Genomic DNA, 21,786 nt, shown 5'->3' on the forward strand with positions numbered 1-21,786 from the left:
TTTTACTGATGGGCGGCCTGCTGGCCGGCCCGGTCTTCGCTGAAGCGATATTGACGCCGGCCCAGGTGCAGGCCGCGTACCGCAGTTCGGAAGCGCAGCTGCTGGACCGCAGCGGCGTGCCTCTGCAATCCTTGCGCGTGGACATGAAAGTGCGGCGTTTGCCATGGGTGCCGCTGGCAGATATCTCGCCCGCCGTGCAGCAGGCCGTGCTGCTGGCGGAAGACCAGCGCTTCATGCGGCATGGCGGCGTGGATGTGTCCGCGCTGGCCACGGCCGCCTGGGACAATCTGTTTTCGAAAAAGCCCCGGGGCGCTTCGACCATCACCATGCAGCTGGCAGGCCAGCTGGACGCGGACTTGCAGGCGTCTTCGGGCGGGCGCAGCCTGCGCCAGAAATGGGACCAGATGCGTGCCGCCCAAGCCATCGAGGATAGCTGGAGCAAGGCGCAGATTTTCGAAGCGTATTTGAACCTCGTATCGTTCCGTGGCGAATTGCAAGGCATCGCGTCCGCCTCGTACAGCCTGTTCGGCAAGGCGCCGTCGGGCCTGAACCAGACGGACGGCATCATTTTGGCCAGCCTCGTGCGGGCGCCGAACGCGCCGCCGGCCACCGTCACGCGCCGTGCCTGCGCGCTGGCGAAAGAGTGGCGCATGGACAGCAGTTGCCAGCTGATCGGCCAGCGCGTGCAGACGGCCTTGCAGCGCAACGCCCTGTATGCGGAGCTGGCGCCGGCGCCGCAAGTGGCGCAGCAACTGTTGAAACAGCCGGGCGCGCAAGTCGCCAGCACCCTGGACGGTCCCTTGCAGCGCTTCGCGCAGGAAAACCTGCGCCAGCAACTGGCGTCCTTGCGCGAGCGCAATGTCAACGATGGCGCCATCATCGTGCTCGACAACCGCAGCGGCGATATTCTCGCCTATGTGGGCAATGCGGGCGGCAGCCATGTCGATGGCGTGGCGGCCCTGCGCCAGGCCGGTTCCACCTTGAAACCATTCCTGTATGAACTGGCCATCGAGCGCCGGCTGATGACGGCCGCGTCCGTCATGGACGACTCGCCGCTCGACGTTGCCACAGAGTCCGGCATGTATGCGCCGCAAAACTACGACCGCAATTTCAAGGGTTACGTCAGCGCCCGCACCAGCCTGGCCAGTTCCCTCAACATTCCCGCCGTGCGCACGGTGTTGCTGACGGGACAGGATGGCTTTTACAATCGCCTCAAGGACGTGGGGCTGTCCAGCCTGACGGAAGCGGCCGAATACTACGGCCCTTCGCTGGCCCTCGGTTCATCGGAAGTGACCCTGCTGGAACTGGCCAACGCCTACCGCGCGCTGGCCAATGGCGGGCTGTACAGCACGGCAAGCCTGCAGCCGGGCCAAGCGGGCAAGGATCGGCGCCGCGTGATGGAGGCGGGCGCCGCCTTCATCGTCGGCGACATCCTGGCCGACCGCGCCGCGCGCAGCATGACCTTTGGCTTGCGCAACGAGCTGGGGACGAATTTCTGGAGCGCCGTCAAGACGGGCACGAGCAAGGACATGCGCGACAACTGGTGCATGGGCTACTCGGCGCGCTACACGGTGGGCGTGTGGGTGGGCAATTTCGATGGCAAGCCCATGTGGGACGTCTCGGGCGTGACGGGCGCCGCGCCCGTGTGGCGCGACGTGATGGATTATTTGCACAAGAACGTGCCCAGCCATGCCCCGAAAGCGCCGCCAGGCGTGCTGCAGCAGATGGTGGCGTACCAGCCCGCGCTGGAAGCGCCGCGCCGCGAATGGTTTATCTTTGGTACGGAAAGTCCCGTCATCGCCGTGCTGGGCGACACCGTGAAGCCAGCCGCCATCGTGTATCCGGCCGAGGACAGCATCCTCGCCATCGACCCCGACATCCCGCCTGCCCTGCAGCGCGTGTTCTTCCAGGCCCAGGGCAGCCACGCCTTGCGCTGGGTGCTCGATGGCAAGGACATGGGCGGCGCAGCGGAGAGCATCAGCTGGCGTCCCGTGCCAGGCAAGCATGCGCTGGCGCTCGTCGACGGCGCCGGCAAGACGGTGGCGCAGGTGGCGTTCCAGGTGCGGGGGAATGCGCTGGCGCAGCTTGCCGCACAGGGTAAGTAATCAATTCGATGGATAATTCGCCGGGTCGATGGCTGGCGTGACGTAGTGCCGCAGCACATCGCCGCCGTGCGGATGCTTTTGCGTGCGGCGTTTTTCTTCCGATGGCGGGCTGACCAGCACGATGGTCGCTTCGTCCGGATTGCGCAGGTTCACCACGGCGCTTATCCCCCCATCGCGGTAGCTGCCCATCACGCCGATGGCCATCTGCACGAACAGGGTGGCCGCGCCCGTGTTGCCCAGGCGCTGGTCCGTATCGATCCATTGCGCCGTATTGCCGCTGTCGAGCTCCGTGCCGCCATCTTCCGCATGTTTCAGCAAGGTCTTGTGCAGCGCCACCAGCTGCGCCTGATTGCCGCCCGTGGCGGCGACCAGGCGTGCCGGTGCGGCGGGACGCTCGGCTTCCGGCAAGCTGCGCAAGGCTTCCTGCCAGCCCGCCTGCAATGCCTGTTCGCGCTGGTCTTTGCGCGTCAACGGTTTACCCTCCTTGTCGAGCATCCTGACGAACGTGGGCCTGTGGATGAAGCCGAAGGTGGGCAGGCGGTCCAGCTGCGCCAGTTGCTCTTTGTTGAAGGGCAAGGGAAACCAGGGCGTGGGTTGCCAGTCTTTCGGTGGGTGATAGGTCTTGTGCTGGAGCCTGTCGAGCATGCTGAAGCTGCCCGTGCCGCGGATATCGGAGCGCTGCGCAAATTGCGCGGCAATGGGCAGCCATTCGGCAATTGAGGGCTGGCGCTGGGTGAAGGCAGTGGGGTCTTCCTTCTTGCGCGGGTGCGGCACGGCCCGCATCAATTCGTCATACGCCAGATACAGGCGCCGCGCCACACCGTAGGTATTCAAGTCATCGACGCTGTCCTCGGGTGGGGCATCGTCATAGGCGAATTTCCGCACGGTATCGATGCGCTCGCGCCGTGCCAATACGAACAGGGCGGAGGCGTCGGGCATTTCGGGGATGTAATAGCCGTCCTTGAGCAGTTCAGGTGTGGTGGGAAGGCGATTAATATCGCGTGACTCCATGCCATCATGCGAATTCAGGATGATGTATGGCACGTCGGGATTCGCATCGAAAAATGCGAAAACATCTTCCAGAATATGCTCGGGGTGCTCGTCGAAGCGTCGCGCCCCTGCCACAAACAAATGCCAGTGCATGCCGGAGGAGGAGGCGCTGCCCGCCAGGCCCATGATGGGGGAATGTGGAGTATCTTGCAGCGCCGGATCTGCAATGGGACCTTCAGCGTTAAATATGGGCACGGCAAAATACATCGGCGTGTTCAGTGCGCCATTTTCCAGGGAGTCACCTGCACGTCCCCCACTGGTGCCAGCTTTGTCCAGGCTACTCCATGGATATTTCTTCCTATCCTGTTCGCGGATGCTGGCATAGGCGTTTCCCTTCTGCAGGGCTTCCCACAATTTTCCTTGCCGGTATTTATCCAGGGTGACGCCAAGACCGATGACTTCCAGCACATATTCACGCTTGTCCTGCTCGCTGGGCACCACCTGCTGCACTTGCGGCTTAGCGGCTGTCACGGGCTTCGACGAGTGCAGCCAGCGCGAACCGAGCAATGTGGCCGCGACGATGGGCGGGATCAGCAACAGCCATTGCAGGTGCTTCCATATATTGCTGCGCATCGTGGACTCCGGCAAGAAAGTTGGGGGGCTGATCAATATTGAGTAAAGCAGTAGCAGTACCATGACGCTGGCGGCTGCATACAGCGGATACTTCAAGCGGGGAATTAGACTTTTCATCTCGGGATGTCGTCGCTGGCTTTATGAGCGACAGGAGAGATGACCGATTCAGTGCGCCTGCCGTTGACTATTTCGCACACGACGGTGGACGGCAGGCCAGCATGCAATGCGGGGACACACGCGGGGAGTTCTCCCGAGCTGTAATAGTCCGCATTGCCCTTGATGATAGCCTTACGCGACGCCGGCTCAGCAGTTAAATAGATTGCAAATTTTTTCGCAAAAGTATCCCACTTCAATATCGATGGACGCGGTATGTTGTCATTCGTTTTTAGCCGCCAATCCGCCACCGCACACAAATACTGGTAAAACTTCGGATCGCTGCTCGCCTTGCCCCCGCCGATGGCCACGTCATATGCCGTCACGTTGCGGTGGTTTTCCGCATTGCCGATGATGGCGCCGTGGAAGGATTTGGGGCTGACCTCGTTCTGCCAGCGCTTGCGCGCCTCGTTCGGGGTTTCTTCGCGATTCACAAGCAGCATGTCGCCGCCGTCCGGATGGCGCGAGACGCGGTCGATCCTGCATTGGTCGCCCGCTTCCTTGCCCAGGTTCAGGGCCTTTTCCACTTGCTCGCGCTGGCCTGCGCCGAACATGCCGGCGCCGGGTTCGGGAATGCGATGCTTGAGCGGCCGCGGGTCGGCGATGATTTCCTGCTTGCGCATGCGCAAACCTTGCTTGCTGGTTACCGCGATGGCCGCATCGATGGGGTCGACCTCCTCGCACGGTCCTTGCTGGTCGCGCGGCAGCTTAGCCTGGTCGGAATCCCTCGGGAACTTACCAGGGCGGATCTCGCCGCCGTCCAGCACGGCCGCCCTGGGCACGCGCAGTGCTTCGCCATTGATCGTGCGCAAGCCTTCGCGCCTTCCCGCTGCCGTGGAAAAGATATTCCATTTTGCGGGTTTGACGGGCGGCCATTGTGCCTCGGCATGGTTGCCCCGATGGCCGCGGTTGGCGCCCGCCACATGGGCATGGTCGTCCTCGCCTTCCACGCGCAGGGCGAAGTCGTGCGGCGGCAGGCCCACCAGCACCGGTCCGCTGTTCTTGCCAGCGGCATCCAGGCGTTGCTTGTTGGTAAAGACGCGCTGGTAAAAGCCTTTACCCAGTTCCGCCAGCGGCTGGCGGCGCTGGAATTCCTTTTCCCAGTAGTTGGGGCCATCGCCCCAGATGCTTTTATCCGTCTTGCCCTTGGTCTTTGACAGGCCATGCCCGTCGATGTGGTCGGGTATCCCCTGCCAGCCGATGCCCTGCATATTATCCAGCGCCACCGTCATGTCTTCGGGACAAAAGTACAGGTAGACCTTGCCCCGGTTGTCGCGGTCCGCTTCCGCGCGCCATGCCGCGCCCGCCATCCCATGGCAGACGGTGTGATCCTTGATTTGTGTAAAGGCGGGCGTGGCATGCTTTTTTGCCACCACCCCTTGCACGATCTGCACCAGGGTTTGCAGGCGCGCATGCAGGGTCTGGCGGTTGTCGATGGCGTCGTATTGGTTTTCCATCGCCGCATCCCGGCCACCGCCGAAGATGCGGCTCGATTCCGCCGCGCCGAAGAACATGGTCGTGTCTTCCACGAGGCTGTAGGGCGGATGCGTGAGGATCAAGGTGTCGGCGGGCCGCTTGCCCTCGTCGAGCAGAAAGGCCTGTGCCAGCAGCGAGATCAGACAGCCCTGGCTGTGCGCGACGATGGAAACCACGTCATTGCTGTCGTAGTCGCGGATCATGGCGATGAGCGCGGCCAGGCGCTTGGCGGCCAGCACCATGTACATGCGGCCCGGCGCCGTCTTCAAAGGACGCACGGGGTCGCCGCCCACGTCGTATGGAGAGAACAGTCCCTTGTTCCACATGTCGGGCAGGGTATTGGTGGCATTGCCGAACGGGCCGCCGTTCTTCGACATGTCCTTGTCCAGGCGGTTGCCATAGCGGTCCGTATTCTGGCCGTTGCCCACCTTGCTGGCGTTACCTTGTTCGCGAAAGCCCCAGTAAAACGGGATGACGGGACTGTACGTCGCGTCATCCGGCTTGCGCTTGAAATACACGTCGTCCGGGTCGGCTATGGTTTCACGCTTGTCGGACTCCTGCGGCAGGCGGTAGGTGGCTGGGGTGAACACGTGGCCGCCGCCATACATGCGCGCATCGAGTCCCTGGCAGAGTCCTTGTTCCACGGCACTGAAACTCGTACCCACGTCGTTGACGCCATGGATGACGATGACGTTGCCCGGCAGCTCAGGGCGGATGCGCACGATGGCGTCGTTGAGGCGGCCGCAATGGAGAAGGGCGGTGTTCTTGCCGCTGGTGTAGGGAAGTTTGGGATAGGCCATCGCCGCTCCATGCTGACCAGACAGGCCAGTGTAGAGGGGCGGGATGGCGGATTAATTGCGTTTACGCAAGCATTGCGGAAAAGAAGGGGGCCTTACGGCGCACTGATGATCTTCGTCAGCGCGATGCGATACGCGGGCTGCACGTCGCCATCCTTGTCCAGCTTGTCCGTCATGATCACGCCGTAGCCTTGCGCGTACCACACGTATTCGCCGCTCTTGCCTTTGCTCTTGCCACCGACGTCGCGCAGTTCGAACTTGCAGGCATCGGGGAAGCGGCGGCCGGCCAGTTCCAGGCGCTCCCAGCCGAGGAAGGTGATGGAGAAATCGCGTTTGTCGGTGCGCGTGGAGGTGGTGATCTTGTCGGACAGGCCCGCCAGCGGATAGTGGGTGTCCGTTCGCGTGTCCGTGAACTGCACGCGCACTTCCTGGCCCGGGCGCATGTTGGCGGGGATGGCGGACTGCGGCGTGTAGACGTTCTTGCTGCGCACGGTGCCGTCTTCGTTGTAGTGGATGGCGCCCGTCAGGAAGACCTGGCCATCGCGGATGTCCTGGTAAGACGTGGCCAGCAAGACGCCGCCGTCGAGGATCAGCTGCGTGCCCTTTTGTTTCTTGCCTTCGAAGGTTTCCTCGACGTTGACTTGCGCATCGCCATTGTTCTTGCTGAACTTGATGCCTGTCGTCAATTCCATGCATTCGCCCACCGTGGGCGCCGCTTGTACACCCGCGGCCGCGAGTACGCTGGCCGCCACTATTCCACACCATGCTGCTTTCATTGTCATCCTGAATATATTGCAAAGGCGCGATCATAACGTGCCTTGGGGCAATGTGGCGCAGCGCTGGAGGCAGACTTAGCGGGCCGGCGCGACTGGCGTCGCTGGCGGCGCGGTGGCCGGTCCGCTGGCGGCCGGGGTGTCCGGCGTGGCTACGGGCTTGCCGCGCCGCGTGCGCTTGTCCGTGCGCGTCTTGGCGGGCTTGGCGTCATGAACCAGCTTGCCTTTATTGTCGAGCTTGTCGGACTGGTCCGATTTCTGGCCCGGATCGTTGGGATTGTTGGTGTGGTTGCCCGTCTGGTTCAGATTCGTCGTCGACTGGGCTTGCACCCAGGCGCCGCCGACGGTCATCAGGGTGGCGGCCAGCAAGAGAGCGGCGGTTTTCATGGCAGTGTCCTGTGCAGAAATGAGGAAGAGCTTGCATTCTCACACGGGATACCGGCGGCACGGGTAGGACGCCGCCTCATGGCTGTGTCGGCTACTTGCTACTGATTATCGGAATTGTTCCGTCGAGATATCGAAGCGCTTGAGCTTGTCGTACAGGGTTTTCTTTGGAATATTCAGGCTGGCAGCCGCGTCGATGACGTTGCCGTTGTGGCGGCGCAAGGCTTCTTCGATGATGGAAATCTCGAACGTGTCGACTTGCTCGGCCAGCGAGGCTTCGCGGCAGCCGGCCGGGCTCAGGGTGTCGTCCAGCAAGCCCAGCACGAAGCGATCCGCCACATTGTGCAGCTCGCGCACATTGCCGGCCCAGCGCTGCGCCATCAGCGAGGAGATCAGTTCGCCGCTGACGAGGGCGGCCGGCTGGCCGTAGCGCAGGGCTGCCTGCAGCACGAAAAACTCGAACAGCAGCGGGATATCCTCGCGCCGGTTGCGCAGGGCGGGCAGGGTCAGGCTGGCCACGTTCAGGCGGTAATACAGGTCGGGACGGAATTTCCCTTGTTCCGCCAGGACATTCAAATCCTCCTTGGCGGCGGCGATCACGCGGAAATTGACGGAAATGAGTTTATTGGAACCGAGCCGCTCGACTTGCCGCTCCTGCAGCACGCGCAGCAGTTTCACTTGCAGGGCCAGCGGCATGCTTTCGATTTCATCGAGAAACAGGGTGCCGCCGTTCGCATATTCGATCTTGCCGATGCGCTGGCGCTGCGCGCCAGTAAACGCGCCTTCCTCGTGGCCGAACAGTTCCGATTCGAAGATCGATTCGGGCAGGGCGCCGCAGTTGATGGCGACGAACGGATGGTCGCGCCGTTCGCTGAAGTCGTGCAGGCAGCGGGCGATCAGTTCCTTGCCGGTGCCCGTTTCGCCGAGGATGATGATGTCGGCCGATTTCGGCGCCAGGTTCAGTACCAGCTGGCGCACCTTGGCCATGGCCGCGCTGCGGCCCACGATGCGCGCCTCGATGCCGACGCGCTGCTCGAGCTGGCGGCGCAAGTTCATGTTTTCCAGCACCAGGTGGCGCTTGTCGAGCGCGCGGCGGCACACTTCCACCAGCAAGTCGGCGGAAAACGGTTTTTCGATGAAATCGTAGGCGCCACGGCGCATGGCGCCCACGGCCATCGACACGTCGCCGTGGCCCGTGACGAGGATGACGGGCAGGTTGGCATCCTGCGCCACGGCGATATCAAGCAGTTTCAAACCATCCATGCCGGGCAGCTTGATATCGCTCAATAAAATGCCGGCAAATTCGGGCACCAGGTAGGGCAGCGCTTCCTCGGCCGTGGCGACGGCCGTCACTTGCAAGCCGGCCAGCTCCAGCGATTGCCGGGCGCCCTTGCGCACGACGGCGTCGTCTTCCACCAGCAGCACTTGCATGCCTTCAAAATTATTCTCGTGCATTCCCTATTCCTTCGTCTCTATCTTATTCTCCCCCGGGGCGCAGCTCAGGGTGATGGTAAATTGTGCGCCGCCCCCTTCCTGCGCGCTGCGGTTGCGCACGGCCAGGGCGCTGCCGGCCGCGCGCAGTATGCCTGCGCTGATCGATAATCCCAAGCCCAGCCCGTGTTCCTTGGTGGTATAGAAGGGGTCGAAGATCTTGTCGAGCGAAGCGAGCGGGATGCCGGGACCATTATCGGTGATATGCAGCACGGCGAGGTCGCCTTCGCGGCGCACCTGGAACCAGATGTGCACGGGCTCGCTTTCCGGCACTGCATCCATGGCGTTCGTGATCAGGTTGGTAAACACCTGTTCCAGGCCGATGGCGTTGCACAGCACGATGATATCGTCCTCCAGCCAGCTTTCATGCAGGGTCAGGCGCTGCGAATGCTTGCGCGTGCGGATTTGCAGCATGGTTTGCGCAAATGCCTGGCGCACGCTGACGGGTTTGCGCGCATCGTCGCTGCGCCGGGCAAAGCCTTTCAGTTGCGACGTCACGTAGCCGAGCCGCTTGACGAGGTCGGAAATGGTCGACAGGTTATCGAGCGCATCCTCGATGCGCCCGCGCGCCAGGAACACCTTGGCATTGTCGGAAAACGTCTGCAGGGCGGCCAGCGGCTGGTTCAGCTCGTGCGTGACGCCGGCCGCCATCTGGCCGATGGCCGCCAGCTTGCCGCTTTGCACCAGTTCCGCCTGGGCATAGCGCAAGGTCTGTTCGGCCCGCTCGCGCTCGGCCACCTCGGCCTGCAGGCGGCCGTTTGCATGGACCAGGTCGGCCGTGCGCTGCTCGACCTTGATTTCCAGCTGTTCATAGGCGCGCGCCAGGGTTTGCTGCGCATTGAGCTTGTCGGCGATGCGGCGCCGGCGCTGGCGCGCATACATCAGGGCCAGCAGCAGCAAGGCCCAGCCCAGCGCGGCGGCGATGGCTGCATTGCGCGCCGCCTCGTTGACCTGGTCGAGCTCGGCCAGCACGGTGATCTGCCATTGCAGCGGACCCAGGGCGCGGTTCACGGCCAGGTAGTCTGCGCTGCCGGACAGGGCTGGCGTGTCGCCCGTCTGCGGACGCTCCAATGTCATCACGCTGGCGCCATCGGCAAACTGGCGCCGCACGCGGTGCGGCAGGATGGGCAGGTTTTCTTGCAGGAACTGGCGCTGTTCGCTGATGTCTTTCTTGGCGTCCGCCGACAGCGGGGCCAGGGTCTTGAACTTGAACGCGGGTGTGGTCGCCAGGATCAGCACGCCATTCGCATCCTTGACCCAGATCTGTTCGCCCGCGCCGGGCGTGCGCCACGATTGCTCAATCCAGTCCAGGTTGACCTTGGCGGCGACGATGCCGATGATGCGCCCGTTGCGCTGCACGGGTTGCGAAATGAAATAACCGGCTTCGAATGTCGAGGCGCCGATGCCGTAGAAGCGGCCGATGCCGCCCGCGAACGCATCCTTGAAGTAGGGCCGGAAACCGTAGTTGACGCCCACGTAGGAGCTGCGGTCTTGCCAGTTGCTCGACGCCAGGGTCGTGCCCTTGTCGTCGAGCACGTAGACGGCAAAGGCGCCCGCGCGGCGGTTCATGTCGACCAGGTAGGCGTTGATCTGCGTGACCTTGTCGGCGCTGGGCTGTTCCAGCAATTGCGCCACGGCATCGCTCTGGGCCACGGCCAGGGGCAGGAATTCGTACTTGTTGAGGGCGCCGCCGATGGACGCCGCATACAGTTCCGCGCGCGAATCGAGGGTGCGGTGCAATTCATCGAGCTGGCGCTGCTTGACCCAGGCATACGACACCCACGTCAGCACGACCAGCGAGCCCACGGCCAGCAGGGGGGCGAGCGCGGGTCTCAGGGGCCATTTGCCGAATGCCATGGTGCTCCGTGTGTCGGGTTGATGGGGCAGGCCAGACGGCACTGCCCCGGTGCTAACTAATCAGACATACTATCAGTCTGCAGTACTTGCCATCGTTTCCGCGTTGTGATGGCGCTGTTGCTCTTCCATCACCATCTCGCCCAGCATGCGTTTCAGACGGTTGAACTCGGGGTCGCTCGGGTCGCGCGGGCGGGGCAGGTCGATGGCCACGTCGCGCTTGATGGTGCCGGGACGGTAGGTCATGACGATGGTGCGGTCGGCCAGGTAGATCGATTCCTCGATCGAGTGCGTGACGAACACGATGGTGGTGCCGAAGACTTTCCAGATTTTCAGCAATTCATCTTGCAGGTTGCGCCGCGTCAAGGCATCCAGCGCGCCGAACGGTTCATCCATCAGCATGATCGGCGAATCGAGTGCCAGCACGCGGGCGATGGCCACGCGCTGGCGCATGCCGCCCGACAAGTCTTTCGGGTAGCGGGCACGGAATTCCGTCAAGCCCAGCATGCTCAGCAGCATGTCGACCCGTTCCTTGATCTCGGCCGGCGTCTTGCCGGCGATTTCCAGGCCGAAAGCGATATTGCTCTCGATGGTCATCCATGGGAACAGCGCGTATTCCTGGAACACCATGCCGCGGTCGGGACCGGGTTCGGTGATCAGCTTGCCGCCGGCCAGGATCTGGCCCGAGGTCGGCTGCGAAAAGCCGGCGATGGCGTTCAACAGTGTCGACTTGCCGCAGCCGGAGGGGCCCAGCAGGCAGATGAACTCGCCGCTGGCGATTTCCAGGTTGATATCCTTCAGGGCGATGACGTCCGCGCCGCCCGTGGTGAAGATTTTATTGACTGCATTGATATTGATCGTGGTCATGGCCGTTCCTCTCAGTGTTCCAGGCCGCGGTGCCACTGCAGCAAATGATTATTCAGGGCATTCATGGCGATATCGATGGCCAGGCCGAACAGGCCGATGGTAAACATGCCGGCGATAATTTTGTCGGACCAGAAGTACTCGCGCGCTTCCAGGATGCGGAAGCCGAGGCCGCTATTCACGGCGATCATCTCGGCCACGATCACGACGATGAAGGCCGTGCCCATGCCGATGCGCGCGCCGGCCAGGATATACGGCGTGGCCGCCGGCAGGATGACGCGGCGGAACATGGTCATCTGGCTGGCGCCCAGGTTGCGCGCGGCACGGATGTAGATGCCGTCGACCTGGCGTACGCCGGCGATGGTATTCATCAGCACGGGGAAGAAGGAACCGATGCTGATCAGGAAGAAGGCGGGCGGGTTGCCCAGGCCGAACCACAGGATCGCCAGCGGAATGTAGGCGATCGGCGGAATCGGGCGCAGCACCTGCACCAGCGGGTCGAACAGTTTATAGATGGTCTTGTTGGTGCCCATCAGCAGGCCCAGCGGCAAGGCCAGGCCGGCGCCGATGGCAAAGCCGCCCAGCACGCGCGACAGGCTGGCCCAGGCGTCGTGCGGCAGTTCGCCGGAGAACATCCACACCAGGTAATTGCCCGCTTCGGGCGTGTAGGCTTCCATGGGGATCAGGTATTCATACCATTTCACCACCACGGCGACGGGTGACGGCAGGATCTGCGGGTTGATCCAGCCAAACGTCGACATGGCTTGCCACAACAGCAGCACGGCCACGGGCACGGCGGCGCCGTGCGCGAAGCGTTTCATCATTTGAATATTCATCGTGATACTTTCAGATTGGCGAGGTCGTGGTTAGCGTGGTACATGGGACTTCTTGGCTTTTTCCAGCAGGTCCAGCTTGACCCAATCCTTGGCGACAGGCGCTTTGGCCATGCGGCCTACGCCGAATTTCACCATGTAGTCGGTGGTCAGCTGCACGTGGCTTTGCGTGATGTCTTCCGTGAAGATGGCATTGTCGATGGCATCGCGGTAATCCTCGGTGGTGATCTGGTTCTTGAACATCGATTCGCGCACGTATTTTTCCGCCAGTTTCGGGTCGGCCAGGAAGGCGCGCGTGGCAGCGACGAAGCAATCCATGAAGCGCTGGGCCACGGCCGGCTTTTCCTTGTACATCTTTTCCGTCATCACCAGCGCGCGCACGGGTTCGCCCAGCGGCGTGTCGTAAGGCTTGAGGATGGCCGCGCCGTATTTCTTGTGGATCGCTTGGGTCGAGTACGGCTCGGACTGGCTCATGACGTCGATATCCTTGGTCAAGAGGGCCTGGTTTAAGTCCGGATAGCCCATGTACAGGATCTGCACGTCCTTGCCCGGCTTGTCGGACCAGGTCAGCTTGGCCTTGGTCAGTTCGGCAAACAGCAGGATTTCCTGCGGGCCGCCGCGCGTGACGCCGACTTTCTTGCCTTTTAGGCCAGAAATGTCCTTGATGTTCAGGTCGGGACGTCCGACGATCTGCACGCCGCCCTTGGCGAAGCCGCCCACCAGGTACACGGGCAAGCCGGTGGCGCGGCCCGTGATGGCCGCTTCCAGCGCGCTGGCGGACACGTCGATTTCGCCGGCGATCATGGCTGGCACGATGTCGAGGCCCTTGGCGAAGATGCGCTCTTCAATTTTCAGGTCGTATTTCGGCGCGATTTCCTTCATATAGGCGACGGCGCCGTAATGGGCGAATTTCAGGTTGCCCAGGCGGACCAGGTCGGCTGCGTGGACGGCCAGCGGGAATTGCGCGGCCAGTGCGACGGCCACGGCCAGTGCCTTGGTATTCAGGAAGGACGAGATGCGGAAGGTGCGTGCCATGCTGTTGTCTCCAAAAGGTAGATGGTTTTATATAGTGGGTCAGGCTGCCGCTCTGATGGCGGTTATGAAAATATAAAAGCATCTTCCGTGCCAGTGGAGCGCATTTTGGCGTTTATTGCAAGTGATTGTTTATAAAGGTTTAATTTGGATCTATTGAAAATAGGAAATGGCGATATTCCGCCTTTCCGCACGGGGAGGGGAAAGGCTGTGCGGATTGCCGCATTTTTGGCGGACGGGTCCGATGTCCGCTTGCGGGTTCATTGCAGGTGAACCTTCATGGCGTTGCCGACTCCAATCGTAAAAAAACGCGTTGCAGACAGGCTGGCAACGCGTAACTCCCCCGTGGAGTAGGGGCGGCGCCGCGCGGGCGCCTGATCGATCGCCGTCCGGCGGCCTCGTCTTCAGGCTTTACTTCGGCGCCGTGGCGGGCGGCAGCGCGGGCGCGGTGGCCGGGTCGGTCAGCGGCGCAGGCGGCGTCGTGCTGCCTGGACCCGTCTCCGGCGTGGCTGGCATGACGGGCGCTGGCATCACTTGCGGGGTGGAAGCGGGATTGGGTGCCGTTTCGGGCAGGGGCGGCTCGGCCGGTTTTTTACAGGCGGACAGGCTGACAAGCAAGGCGGCGGCCAACAGGGCAGGTATTTTCATGATATTTCCTTTGCAAGAGTCGAAGGTGCGCGATGCGGGCGGCGGGCGCCGCGTGCGAAGCTTGAATTTATTGCAATGGCGTTTCCGCTTCTGTTCGCTATTTCACTTTGTGCCATGAATGGGAGCACAGAGCGGGAGTGCCGAGTTTTTAGATGTTTTTTTGAGATGCCATGAGAGAAAGAATTCAGTAGGGCAATATTTTTCACTTTCTTGCTTCTAATGTTCGTTAACGCACAGACCGTAGCCGCCGGCACAGGCATTCTGTGTCCAGACGCTCAGGATTCGTGGTGTTCTGGTATAAAAATTGCCAAGAACTTAACAATCCGGGCTACCGGCAATCGTTTAAAAGGAGTATTCAAATGCATGCAATGACTCAGTCTCACGTGAAGAGCGAATTAAAGGCAGCGCACCAGGAACTTCGTAGCCCCGAAAAAGGCTCGCAAATGGTAGAACGCGCAGCACCCATCCCCCCGGAACGCATGAATCCCATTTCCATGGCACCGATCGAGCGCGTGCGTTCGACGTCGGCCACCCTGCGCCGCATTGAAAACATGCAAAAGCTGATCGGCGAATTGTCGCTGCACGAGATGCTGGCCGACGAAATCGCGTGGTTCCTCAAGTTTTCGCCATCGGGCGCCCGCAAATACATCCGCGACCTGCGCGAAGCGGGCGTGATCGAACTGGCCCGCTATATCGAAGGCACCGCCACCTACCTGGGCAAGGCAGTGTACCAGCTGACGCCGGATCCTGAGCGCGTGCGCGCCTTCCTGGCCGCCATCGTTCAGCCAAAACGCGAAGGCGCGCCACCGCGCAAGGACCGTCCAGGCCTGCGCGAGCAAAGCATGGCAGGCAGCGGCCGTCACTTCCACATCCTGGCCGATGACACGCATTACGCCATCCGCGTCAACCGCGGTCCCGTGACGCGCGATCCCCTGGTTGCCGCCCTGTTTGGTGCGCCACAGCAAAAGGCTGCGGAGTAAACAATATTGCGCCTGAACGGCCGCCTGGCGGCTGGCGGGCGTAATGCTTGTGGTTTTGATTCTCATATGCATGTCGAAAGCCGGGTTGCAACCCGGCTTTTGGCGTTGGAGCCGGCCCTTCGATCTTGGCGGATTGAAAAGATGTTAATCAACCCCATGTGGGCTGGACTGCCCGCCCGTCCCGATGCGGGGTTCATTCGAAGGAGCTTGTCCTTGTCTGCCTACGCCGCCTTGTTACCGTGTCCGCCCCTGCCTTGCCTGAAACGGGCCGCCGCATGAATCCGCTGCTGTGGATCGCCCTCGTCACGGCCGCCATCGTGCTGTCGCTGTGGTTTCCCCGCTGGCGCTTGAAGCGGGCCCTGGCGAAACCCTTGTCGGCAGAAGGCTTGGCTGTGCTGGAAAATAATATTCCCGTCTACCGGCATATGCCGGCGCCGCTGCAGGAGCAATTGCGCCGTCTCGTCGTGCAATTCCTGTATCAAAAGAAATTCGTCGGTTGCGGCGGCCTGGAGATCACGGACGAGATGCGCTATACGATTGCCGGCCAGGCTTGCTTGCTGCTGCTGAACCGCCAGACGCAGGTGTATCCGGAACTCGACACCATCCTCGTGTATCCCACGGAATTTATCGTCACGCGCGATGAAGTGGGGCCGGGCGGCGTGGTGACACCATCGGCGAATGGCTTGCTGGGCGAATCCTGGGGCGATGGCCGCGTGGTGCTGGCCTGGGACCACGTGCAGCGCGGGGCGGCCGACTGGACCGATGGCCACAATGTCGTGCTGCATGAATTTGCCCACCAGCTCGACAGCGAATCGGGCGCCGCGAATGGCGCGCCTTACCTGCCCAGCGTGTCGAGCTATCGCAGCTGGGCCACCGTGCTGTCGCGCGACTTCGACAACCTGCGCCATGACGCCATGGTCCAGCAGCAAAGCGTGATGGACCATTACGGCGCCACGAATCCCGCCGAATTCTTTGCCGTGGCGACGGAAACCTTCTTTGAAAAGCCATACCAGATGGCCGAGCACCACGAGGAGCTGTACGCGCAATTCTTGCAGTACTACAAGGTCGACCCGCGCGACTGGATGGCGCCGCCCGTGGAAGCCGAGCACATGGCCCCGCCGTTCCCCAACTACGCGCCGCACTGGTAAGTTTGGCTTTAACTTAACAATATCAGCCCAGCAGCCGCTGTTTCAGCGCGGGATAGCTGCTGCGCGACACGGGGATGCCCGTGCTGGTCTGCGTGTCGAGCGCGTATTTGCCGCCTGCCGCGATCTGCAGCCGCTTGAAACCCAGGCTGTTGACGATGTAGGAGCGGTGCACGCGCAGGAAGTGGGGCGGCAGCAGGGCCATGAGCTTGTCGATAGGCAAGTCATGAAAACACTGTTCGCCGTTGCGCAGCACGATATTGCTGTAGTGGCCGTCGGCTTGTACGTGGTCGATGTCGGCCATGGCGATCCATTCCAGGGAACCGCGCTTCTTGACGGCCAGCGAGGCCGTCTCCGTGTGCCTTCCCGTATAGCGTTGCAGCGCCTTGTGCAGGCGTTCGCGGCTGAAAGGCTTGGCGACGAAGTCGAGCACGCCAAATTCGAACGCCGTGATCGAGCGTTCCGCGTGGGCCGAGACGATGATGGTCTGGAACGAAGCATTTTGGGCCAGGCGCAGCAGGTCATAGCCGTCCGCGCCATGCAGGTTCAAGTCCAGCAGCAGCAAGTCGATCCGGTCCTGCCCCTGCTCCTGCGCCAGGGCGGCCAAGGCTTGCGGCACATTGTCATGCAGCGCCAGCGCCGTCAGGCGCGCGCCGAAATGCGCGCGCACCTCGCGTTCGAGGCCCTGCGCAATCAGCGGTTCATCTTCCAGTATCAACACATTCATGGCGCCGCCGGCAAGGTAAAGGTGAGGCGCCAGCCAGCCTGATGCTGTTCGCTGGCATAGTGGGCCGCATCGCCGAACACGGCTTGCAGGCTGGCGCGGATGTATTGTTCGCCCACGCCGCCGCCCGCGTGCGGGCGCGCCTCGCCTGCGGGCAGGATCAGGGTAAGCACCTGCGTTTGCGCATGTTGTGCGATGCGCAGGACAAACACGGCGCCGTGGCGGTAGCGGTTGTGGCTGAACGCATTTTCCAGTGCCGTCAGCACGATGGCGGGCGGCACGGTGATGCCTGCCGCCTCGCCATCGAGTTGCAGGCTGCACGGCTGTTGCAGCCGCGTGCCCATGATGCTCAGGTAATTCTCGCACAGGGCCAGTTCCTGCGTCAGGGCAATGCTGGGCTGCTGCGCGAATTCGTTGAGCATGCGCAGCTCGGCGCCCAGCGCCTCAATGAAGGTTTCGGCTGACTGCGGCGATTGTGCGTTGAGTTCGCTGATCAGGCTGAGGGAATTCATCAGGAAATGCGGTTGCATGCTTTTACGCAGGAGCTGGTTTTCCAGCTGCTGGGCGCGTGCCGCCTTGCTGCGCTCGCGCAGCAGCTGGGCCAGCAATTGCGCGCACAGGGGCAGCAGCAGGAAGCACACGACGAGGGCGAAGCCGCCTTCGGCAAACTGGCTGCCCGTCAGCAGGAACAGCGCGCACGAGGCCAGCGCGATCAAGGTGCCGCCGCGGCTGCCCGGCAGGCGGCGCCACAGGGCGCCCAAGTTGAGCGCCAGGCTCGCTGCCAGGCCCGTCAGAAACATCAGCCAGCAGCGCGCGTCGAAATGCACGTGCAGCGCGCCGGCCAGCGCGATGCCCGCCAGCAGTACCGTCGCCGCCAGCGGCCAGCGCGGCAGGCGGTAAGCCGTATAAAAATACAGGGGCAGCAAGGCGGAAAACAGCCACGTCAGGGCGCTGACGGCATACAGGCGCGGCATGTGCCAGGGATAGGCATAGCCGGTCAAGCTGCGCCAGAGTTCCACCACCAGCAGCAGCGCCGCCACCAGGCACAGCGCGGCAAACATGGCCCAGTGACGCTGCCGCTGGTACAGCGCCGTGAGGGCCAGGAAGAGCGCTGCGACGGCGCCCAGCGCCCCGGCCAGGAGCAGTGGCGGCAGCCGGTACCAGGCCAGGCCCGCGCGGTAGTCTTGCCGGTCGACCAGGTACAGCGCATAAAATGGCGACGCCAGGTGGGCTGGCACGTGCTGCGTCGACAGTAGCAGGCGCAGGTGGTGCTTGCCCATGGCCAATTGTTGTGGCGTCAGGTGGATGGCGAAATCGATGTCGCCCGCGCGTTCCCCGCTGGCCTGGCGGGCCGGCTGGCCATTGCTGCCGATCAAGACACCATCGAGCCACAGTTCGCTGGAAGCCAGCGCCGACAGCACCAGCAACTGCGTCGACGACGGCGTGGCGGCCAGGGTGACCTCGCGCTCCACGCACAGCAACAGGCCCGGTTGGACCAACTGCTGCAGCGAGGCGGGTGCGGACGGGATGTTGCCGCAGGTGCGCCAGCCTTCGTCCAGCCAGAGCGGATGCATGGCGCAGGCGAAAGAGGGCACGGCCAGGCAGCAAGCAAGGCAGTACCGCAGCAGGGAGCGGAAGAAGGAGGGCATGGCGGGCATTGTAGCTGCTCATGTGCTACCCCGTTGCTACCCCTTTGCAACATTTTCATCAACGCCGGTGCCGTTCGTGCGGGCTGCGTGCATTTCGTGCACGGCCCGCCAACGGTGTGTGAAAGACATTTACCATGCATCAGCGCCGTGCTGTGCACACGGCCCTCACCATGGAATCATGACTATGCAAAGCAGCAAATACTACGGTTTCGCCGGCGCGCTGGCGCTGTTCTGCGGCATGGCGCAAGCCGCCTCCGTTCCCTCCGCTGGGCTGGCCGCGCGCCTGGCGGATTTCGATGGCTGGGCGGCCCGGCGCATGGGCGCGGAACGCATTCCGGGCGTGACCGTCGGTTTCAGCCAGGGCGACGTGGAATGGGTGAAGGGTTACGGTTATGCCGACCTGGAAAACCGCGTGCCGGCCACGGCCCGCTCCAGCTACCGGCTGGCGTCCGTCACCAAGCCCATGACGGCGGTGGCCATTTTGCAACTGGTGGAACAGGGCAAGATCGACCTGGATGTACCCGTGCAAACCTATGTGCCGTATTTCCCCGTCAAGCCGTTTCCCGTGACGGTGCGCCAGCTGCTGGGCCACCTGGGCGGCATCGACGCCTACCGCGACAGCAAAGTGGAACAGCATTTCAAGGAACACAAGGACACGCGCCAGTCCATCGCCGTCTTCGAACAGTTCGACCTGATCGCCGAACCGGGCACGCGCTTCCGCTACACCAGCTATGGCTACAACTTGCTGGGCGCCGTCATCGAGGGCGCTTCGGGCGAAAGCTATGGCGGCTACATGCGGCGCCACGTGTGGGGGCCGCTGGGCATGGACGCCACCGTGCTGGATGACCCGGACGCCGTGATCGCGCACCGCGTGCGCGGCTACCGGCTGGCCGGCAAGGAGTTGAAGAATTCCGAATTCGTCGACATCAGCAGCCGCTTTTCCGCCGGCGGCACGCGCGCCAGCGTGCCCGACATGCTGGCCTTCGGCCGGGGCGTCCACGACGGCAAGATCCTGTCGGCGGCCAGCGTGGCCGCCATGGTGCAGCCGATGGCCACGCGTGCGGGCCGCTTGACGAATTACGGCATGGGCTGGGAAATCCTGCCGACGGGCGGGCGCTACGCCATCGCCCACAGCGGCCAGCAGCCGGAAACCGTCACCTACCTGTACAGCTTTCCTTCGCGCAAGCTCACCATCGCCGTCGCCGCCAATCTCGAGCGCGTCAATCCCGAGGCCTTCGTGCAGCGCCTGTTCGAAGTAGTCACGGGCGAACCGTGGCAGTTGAACACGTATATTGCCGATGCCAGCGCGCAGCGCGCTTACCGGGTAGCGCAAGGCATGTTCGAGGAGGGCAGGGCGCATGCCGAGCGCACGGATCAAGCATATGCCGATGCCGCCGCCACGCGCGAGGCATTTACGCAAATCAACCGCCAGGCCCTGGCGCCTGACGCCAAGGCGGCGCGCGCTTATATCGATGCGGCCCGCCATCCCGCAGGCGGCCGCGTGTTTCTCACGGCTGGCGCCAGCATGGCCAGGCAGCTGCGCGAGGCGGGTATCGACCTGAATCAATACTCGCGCGGCGGCGCGCTGGCATTTGCGCGCGACTATATCCTGTTGTCGCAAGGTACAAAGGCCGGTGCCTTGCCGCGCTTCGACCCCGCCTTCGAACAGGCCATCGTGGCCCTGGCGAGCAGCTGGGACCGCACGGCCGCCATCGCCTGGCCGGCCGCACCCGCCTCGGCATCCATCGCCGCCCTGGATAGCCAGCTGCGCGCGGCCTTCCGCGGCCAGCGCGCCTATCCCGATTTCGTGCCCGAACTGCAGGAACTGGCGCAAGCGTCGTCCGCGCGCGGCGAGACGGATACGTCGCTGGCGGCCAGCCGCCTGGCCGTGGAGCTGTATCCGCTCAGCGACCGCGCGCATGCGCTGCAAGGCTTGACCCTGCTGCGCGCCGGCAAGTGGGAGCCTGCCCTCGCCGCCCTGCGCCTGGCGCTGGACCGCGACCCGCTGGGCGCGGCCAGTCCTGCGGCGCTGAACCTGGAAGCCTACCGTTTGAAAGGTAGCGGCGCCGTGGCGCAAGGCATGGCCGTGCTGCAGGCGGCCGTCAGCCTGCATCCGCGCGACGCGAATCTGCAGGACAGCCTGGCCGAGTTTTATGTGGAGCAGGGCTTGCGCCCACAGGCGGTGGCCGCCTATCGCCAGGCGCTGCAGCTCGACCCCCGCTATCCGGGCGCCGTGGGGGCAAAAGCGGCGATCATTCGCTTGGGCGGCGAGACGAAGGCGCTGGCGCCTTAGTTGATGTCTTCGCTGATGCCTTAGATGAATTCTGCATAAACATGGGTGAAAAGATTCCTTTTTGGAAATAAGCGTGCCGCGGTCTAATGGCGGCATTCATTATTCACCAGAGGAATTCCATGCAGACCCGTCTTCACTTCGCCGCGCTTCTTTTCACCTCCATCGCCTTCACCCAGGTGGCGCAAGCGGACCAGTTGGCCAGTATCAAGGCGAAGGGCGAGCTGGTCTGCGGCACTCTGGGTACGGATGAGCCAAACAGTTTTATCGACGCCAAATCGCGCCAGCTGGTCGGCTATGAAGTGGACCTGTGCCGCGCCATCGCCCAGGGCCTGGGCGTCAAACCGGTGATCAAGCAGCTGGCCGTGGCCGCCCGCATTCCTGAATTGCAGCAGGGCCGCATCGATATCCTGACGGCATCGCTGACGCACAACAAGGAACGCGAGGCGCTGATCGACTTTTCCCTGTCGACGTTTTACACGGGCCAGCGCGTGCTGGTCAAAAAAAGCAGCAATATCACGACGGTTGCTGGTCTGGCCGGCAAGAAAGTGCTGACCGTCAAGGGCGGCACGCAGGAACCGAATATCCGCAAGGCCGTGCCTGGTGTGGATGTGGTGACGTTCGAGACGGCGGGCCAGGCTTATTTGGGCTTGCAGCAGGGCAAGGGCGTCGGCTATGTCGACGATGAAGTCTCCTTGCTGAATAACTACGCCAAGCTGGGCGCCGCGCAAAAGGATTACATTGTGCTGCCGCAAAACATCAGCCAGGAAGTGTTTGCCTTCGGCATCCGCAAGGGCGAGACGGGCGTGAAAACAGCCGTCGACCAGGTTCTGCGCGGCCTGGAAAAGTCGGGCGAGGCAGAAAAACTGTTTTTCAAATGGTATGGCCCGACGAGCAATGTGAAATTCCAGAAACGCACATTTAAAATTGAATCGGACAAGATCGACGCCTGAACCTTGCCTGAC

The 21,786-nt window shown here is 62.8% G+C and carries 17 protein-coding genes; 5 read left to right on the forward strand and 12 right to left on the reverse strand.

The genetic code is table 11. From position 1 onward, the window contains the following. Positions 1 to 8: 8 nt before the first annotated feature. Positions 9 to 2,105 (forward strand): penicillin-binding protein 1C, encoded by a 2,097-nt coding sequence (pbpC, locus tag U0004_RS09725; protein ID WP_070255085.1) that lies wholly within the window; start codon positions 9 to 11, stop codon positions 2,103 to 2,105. On the opposite strand, the gene U0004_RS09730 is transcribed toward pbpC, so the two are convergent. The 10 genes from U0004_RS09730 to U0004_RS09775 all read right to left on the reverse strand — a co-directional run bounded on the left by U0004_RS09730 (position 2,106) and on the right by U0004_RS09775 (position 14,033). Next, positions 2,106 to 3,728, reverse strand: a complete 1,623-nt coding sequence (locus tag U0004_RS09730) for a type VI lipase adapter Tla3 domain-containing protein (RefSeq protein WP_070255082.1) — start codon at positions 3,726 to 3,728, stop codon at positions 2,106 to 2,108. It lies immediately after the preceding gene. A gap of 113 nt (positions 3,729 to 3,841) precedes the next feature. Beyond that, positions 3,842 to 6,157 carry a T6SS effector phospholipase Tle3 domain-containing protein gene (locus U0004_RS09735; protein ID WP_070255078.1) on the reverse strand — a complete coding sequence of 772 codons (2,316 nt, stop codon included), beginning with the start codon at positions 6,155 to 6,157 and terminating at the stop codon, positions 3,842 to 3,844. Between the two features lie 92 nt (positions 6,158 to 6,249). Then, on the reverse strand, positions 6,250 to 6,846 hold the full coding sequence (locus tag U0004_RS09740) for a hypothetical protein (protein WP_139144120.1): 597 nt from the start codon (positions 6,844 to 6,846) through the stop codon (positions 6,250 to 6,252). A 159-nt stretch (positions 6,847 to 7,005) separates the two neighbouring features. After that, positions 7,006 to 7,314, reverse strand: coding sequence for a hypothetical protein (locus U0004_RS09745; RefSeq protein WP_070255072.1), 309 nt, complete (start codon positions 7,312 to 7,314; stop codon positions 7,006 to 7,008). A 105-nt stretch (positions 7,315 to 7,419) separates the two neighbouring features. Beyond that, entirely contained in the window at positions 7,420 to 8,766 is a 1,347-nt protein-coding gene (locus U0004_RS09750) for a sigma-54-dependent transcriptional regulator (RefSeq protein ID WP_070255069.1), read from the reverse strand. A 3-nt stretch (positions 8,767 to 8,769) separates the two neighbouring features. Continuing rightward, positions 8,770 to 10,659 carry a sensor histidine kinase gene (locus U0004_RS09755; protein ID WP_070255066.1) on the reverse strand — a complete coding sequence of 630 codons (1,890 nt, stop codon included), beginning with the start codon at positions 10,657 to 10,659 and terminating at the stop codon, positions 8,770 to 8,772. Between the two features lie 72 nt (positions 10,660 to 10,731). Next, complete coding sequence (locus U0004_RS09760) at positions 10,732 to 11,523, reverse strand: ABC transporter ATP-binding protein (protein ID WP_034786306.1); 792 nt, start codon at positions 11,521 to 11,523, stop codon at positions 10,732 to 10,734. A gap of 11 nt (positions 11,524 to 11,534) precedes the next feature. Next, the gene (locus U0004_RS09765; protein WP_370385376.1) at positions 11,535 to 12,344 is read right to left on the reverse strand and encodes an ABC transporter permease; all 810 of its coding nucleotides are present in this window, start codon (positions 12,342 to 12,344) and stop codon (positions 11,535 to 11,537) included. 42 nt (positions 12,345 to 12,386) lie between these two features. Continuing rightward, positions 12,387 to 13,388: an ABC transporter substrate-binding protein gene (locus U0004_RS09770; RefSeq protein ID WP_070255063.1), complete on the reverse strand. Its 1,002-nt coding sequence runs from the start codon at positions 13,386 to 13,388 to the stop codon at positions 12,387 to 12,389. A gap of 408 nt (positions 13,389 to 13,796) precedes the next feature. Beyond that, positions 13,797 to 14,033, reverse strand: a complete 237-nt coding sequence (locus U0004_RS09775) for a hypothetical protein (RefSeq protein ID WP_070255060.1) — start codon at positions 14,031 to 14,033, stop codon at positions 13,797 to 13,799. A 479-nt stretch (positions 14,034 to 14,512) separates the two neighbouring features. Between U0004_RS09775 and U0004_RS09780 the strand changes: the two genes are divergently transcribed. Beyond that, a complete protein-coding gene (locus U0004_RS09780) occupies positions 14,513 to 15,013 on the forward strand; it encodes a winged helix-turn-helix domain-containing protein (RefSeq protein WP_010396453.1) in 501 nt (166 codons plus the stop codon). A 275-nt stretch (positions 15,014 to 15,288) separates the two neighbouring features. Further along, positions 15,289 to 16,161 (forward strand): M90 family metallopeptidase, encoded by an 873-nt coding sequence (locus tag U0004_RS09785; protein WP_070255057.1) that lies wholly within the window; start codon positions 15,289 to 15,291, stop codon positions 16,159 to 16,161. 22 nt (positions 16,162 to 16,183) lie between these two features. Here the strand turns inward: U0004_RS09785 and U0004_RS09790 are convergent, their stop codons facing one another. Continuing rightward, positions 16,184 to 16,885: a LytR/AlgR family response regulator transcription factor gene (locus U0004_RS09790; RefSeq protein WP_070255054.1), complete on the reverse strand. Its 702-nt coding sequence runs from the start codon at positions 16,883 to 16,885 to the stop codon at positions 16,184 to 16,186. After that, the gene (locus U0004_RS09795) at positions 16,882 to 18,540 is read right to left on the reverse strand and encodes a histidine kinase (RefSeq protein ID WP_070255051.1); all 1,659 of its coding nucleotides are present in this window, start codon (positions 18,538 to 18,540) and stop codon (positions 16,882 to 16,884) included. Before U0004_RS09795 ends, U0004_RS09790 begins: the two co-directional genes overlap by 4 nt. A 175-nt stretch (positions 18,541 to 18,715) precedes the next feature. Between U0004_RS09795 and U0004_RS09800 the strand changes: the two genes are divergently transcribed. Then, complete coding sequence (locus tag U0004_RS09800; protein ID WP_070255048.1) at positions 18,716 to 20,824, forward strand: serine hydrolase domain-containing protein; 2,109 nt, start codon at positions 18,716 to 18,718, stop codon at positions 20,822 to 20,824. A 119-nt stretch (positions 20,825 to 20,943) separates the two neighbouring features. Beyond that, entirely contained in the window at positions 20,944 to 21,774 is an 831-nt protein-coding gene (locus U0004_RS09805; protein ID WP_034786287.1) for a transporter substrate-binding domain-containing protein, read from the forward strand. The last annotated feature ends 12 nt before the right edge of the window (positions 21,775 to 21,786 follow it).

The organism is Janthinobacterium lividum (genome assembly GCF_034424625.1).
Lineage (GTDB): Bacteria > Pseudomonadota > Gammaproteobacteria > Burkholderiales > Burkholderiaceae_D > Janthinobacterium > Janthinobacterium lividum.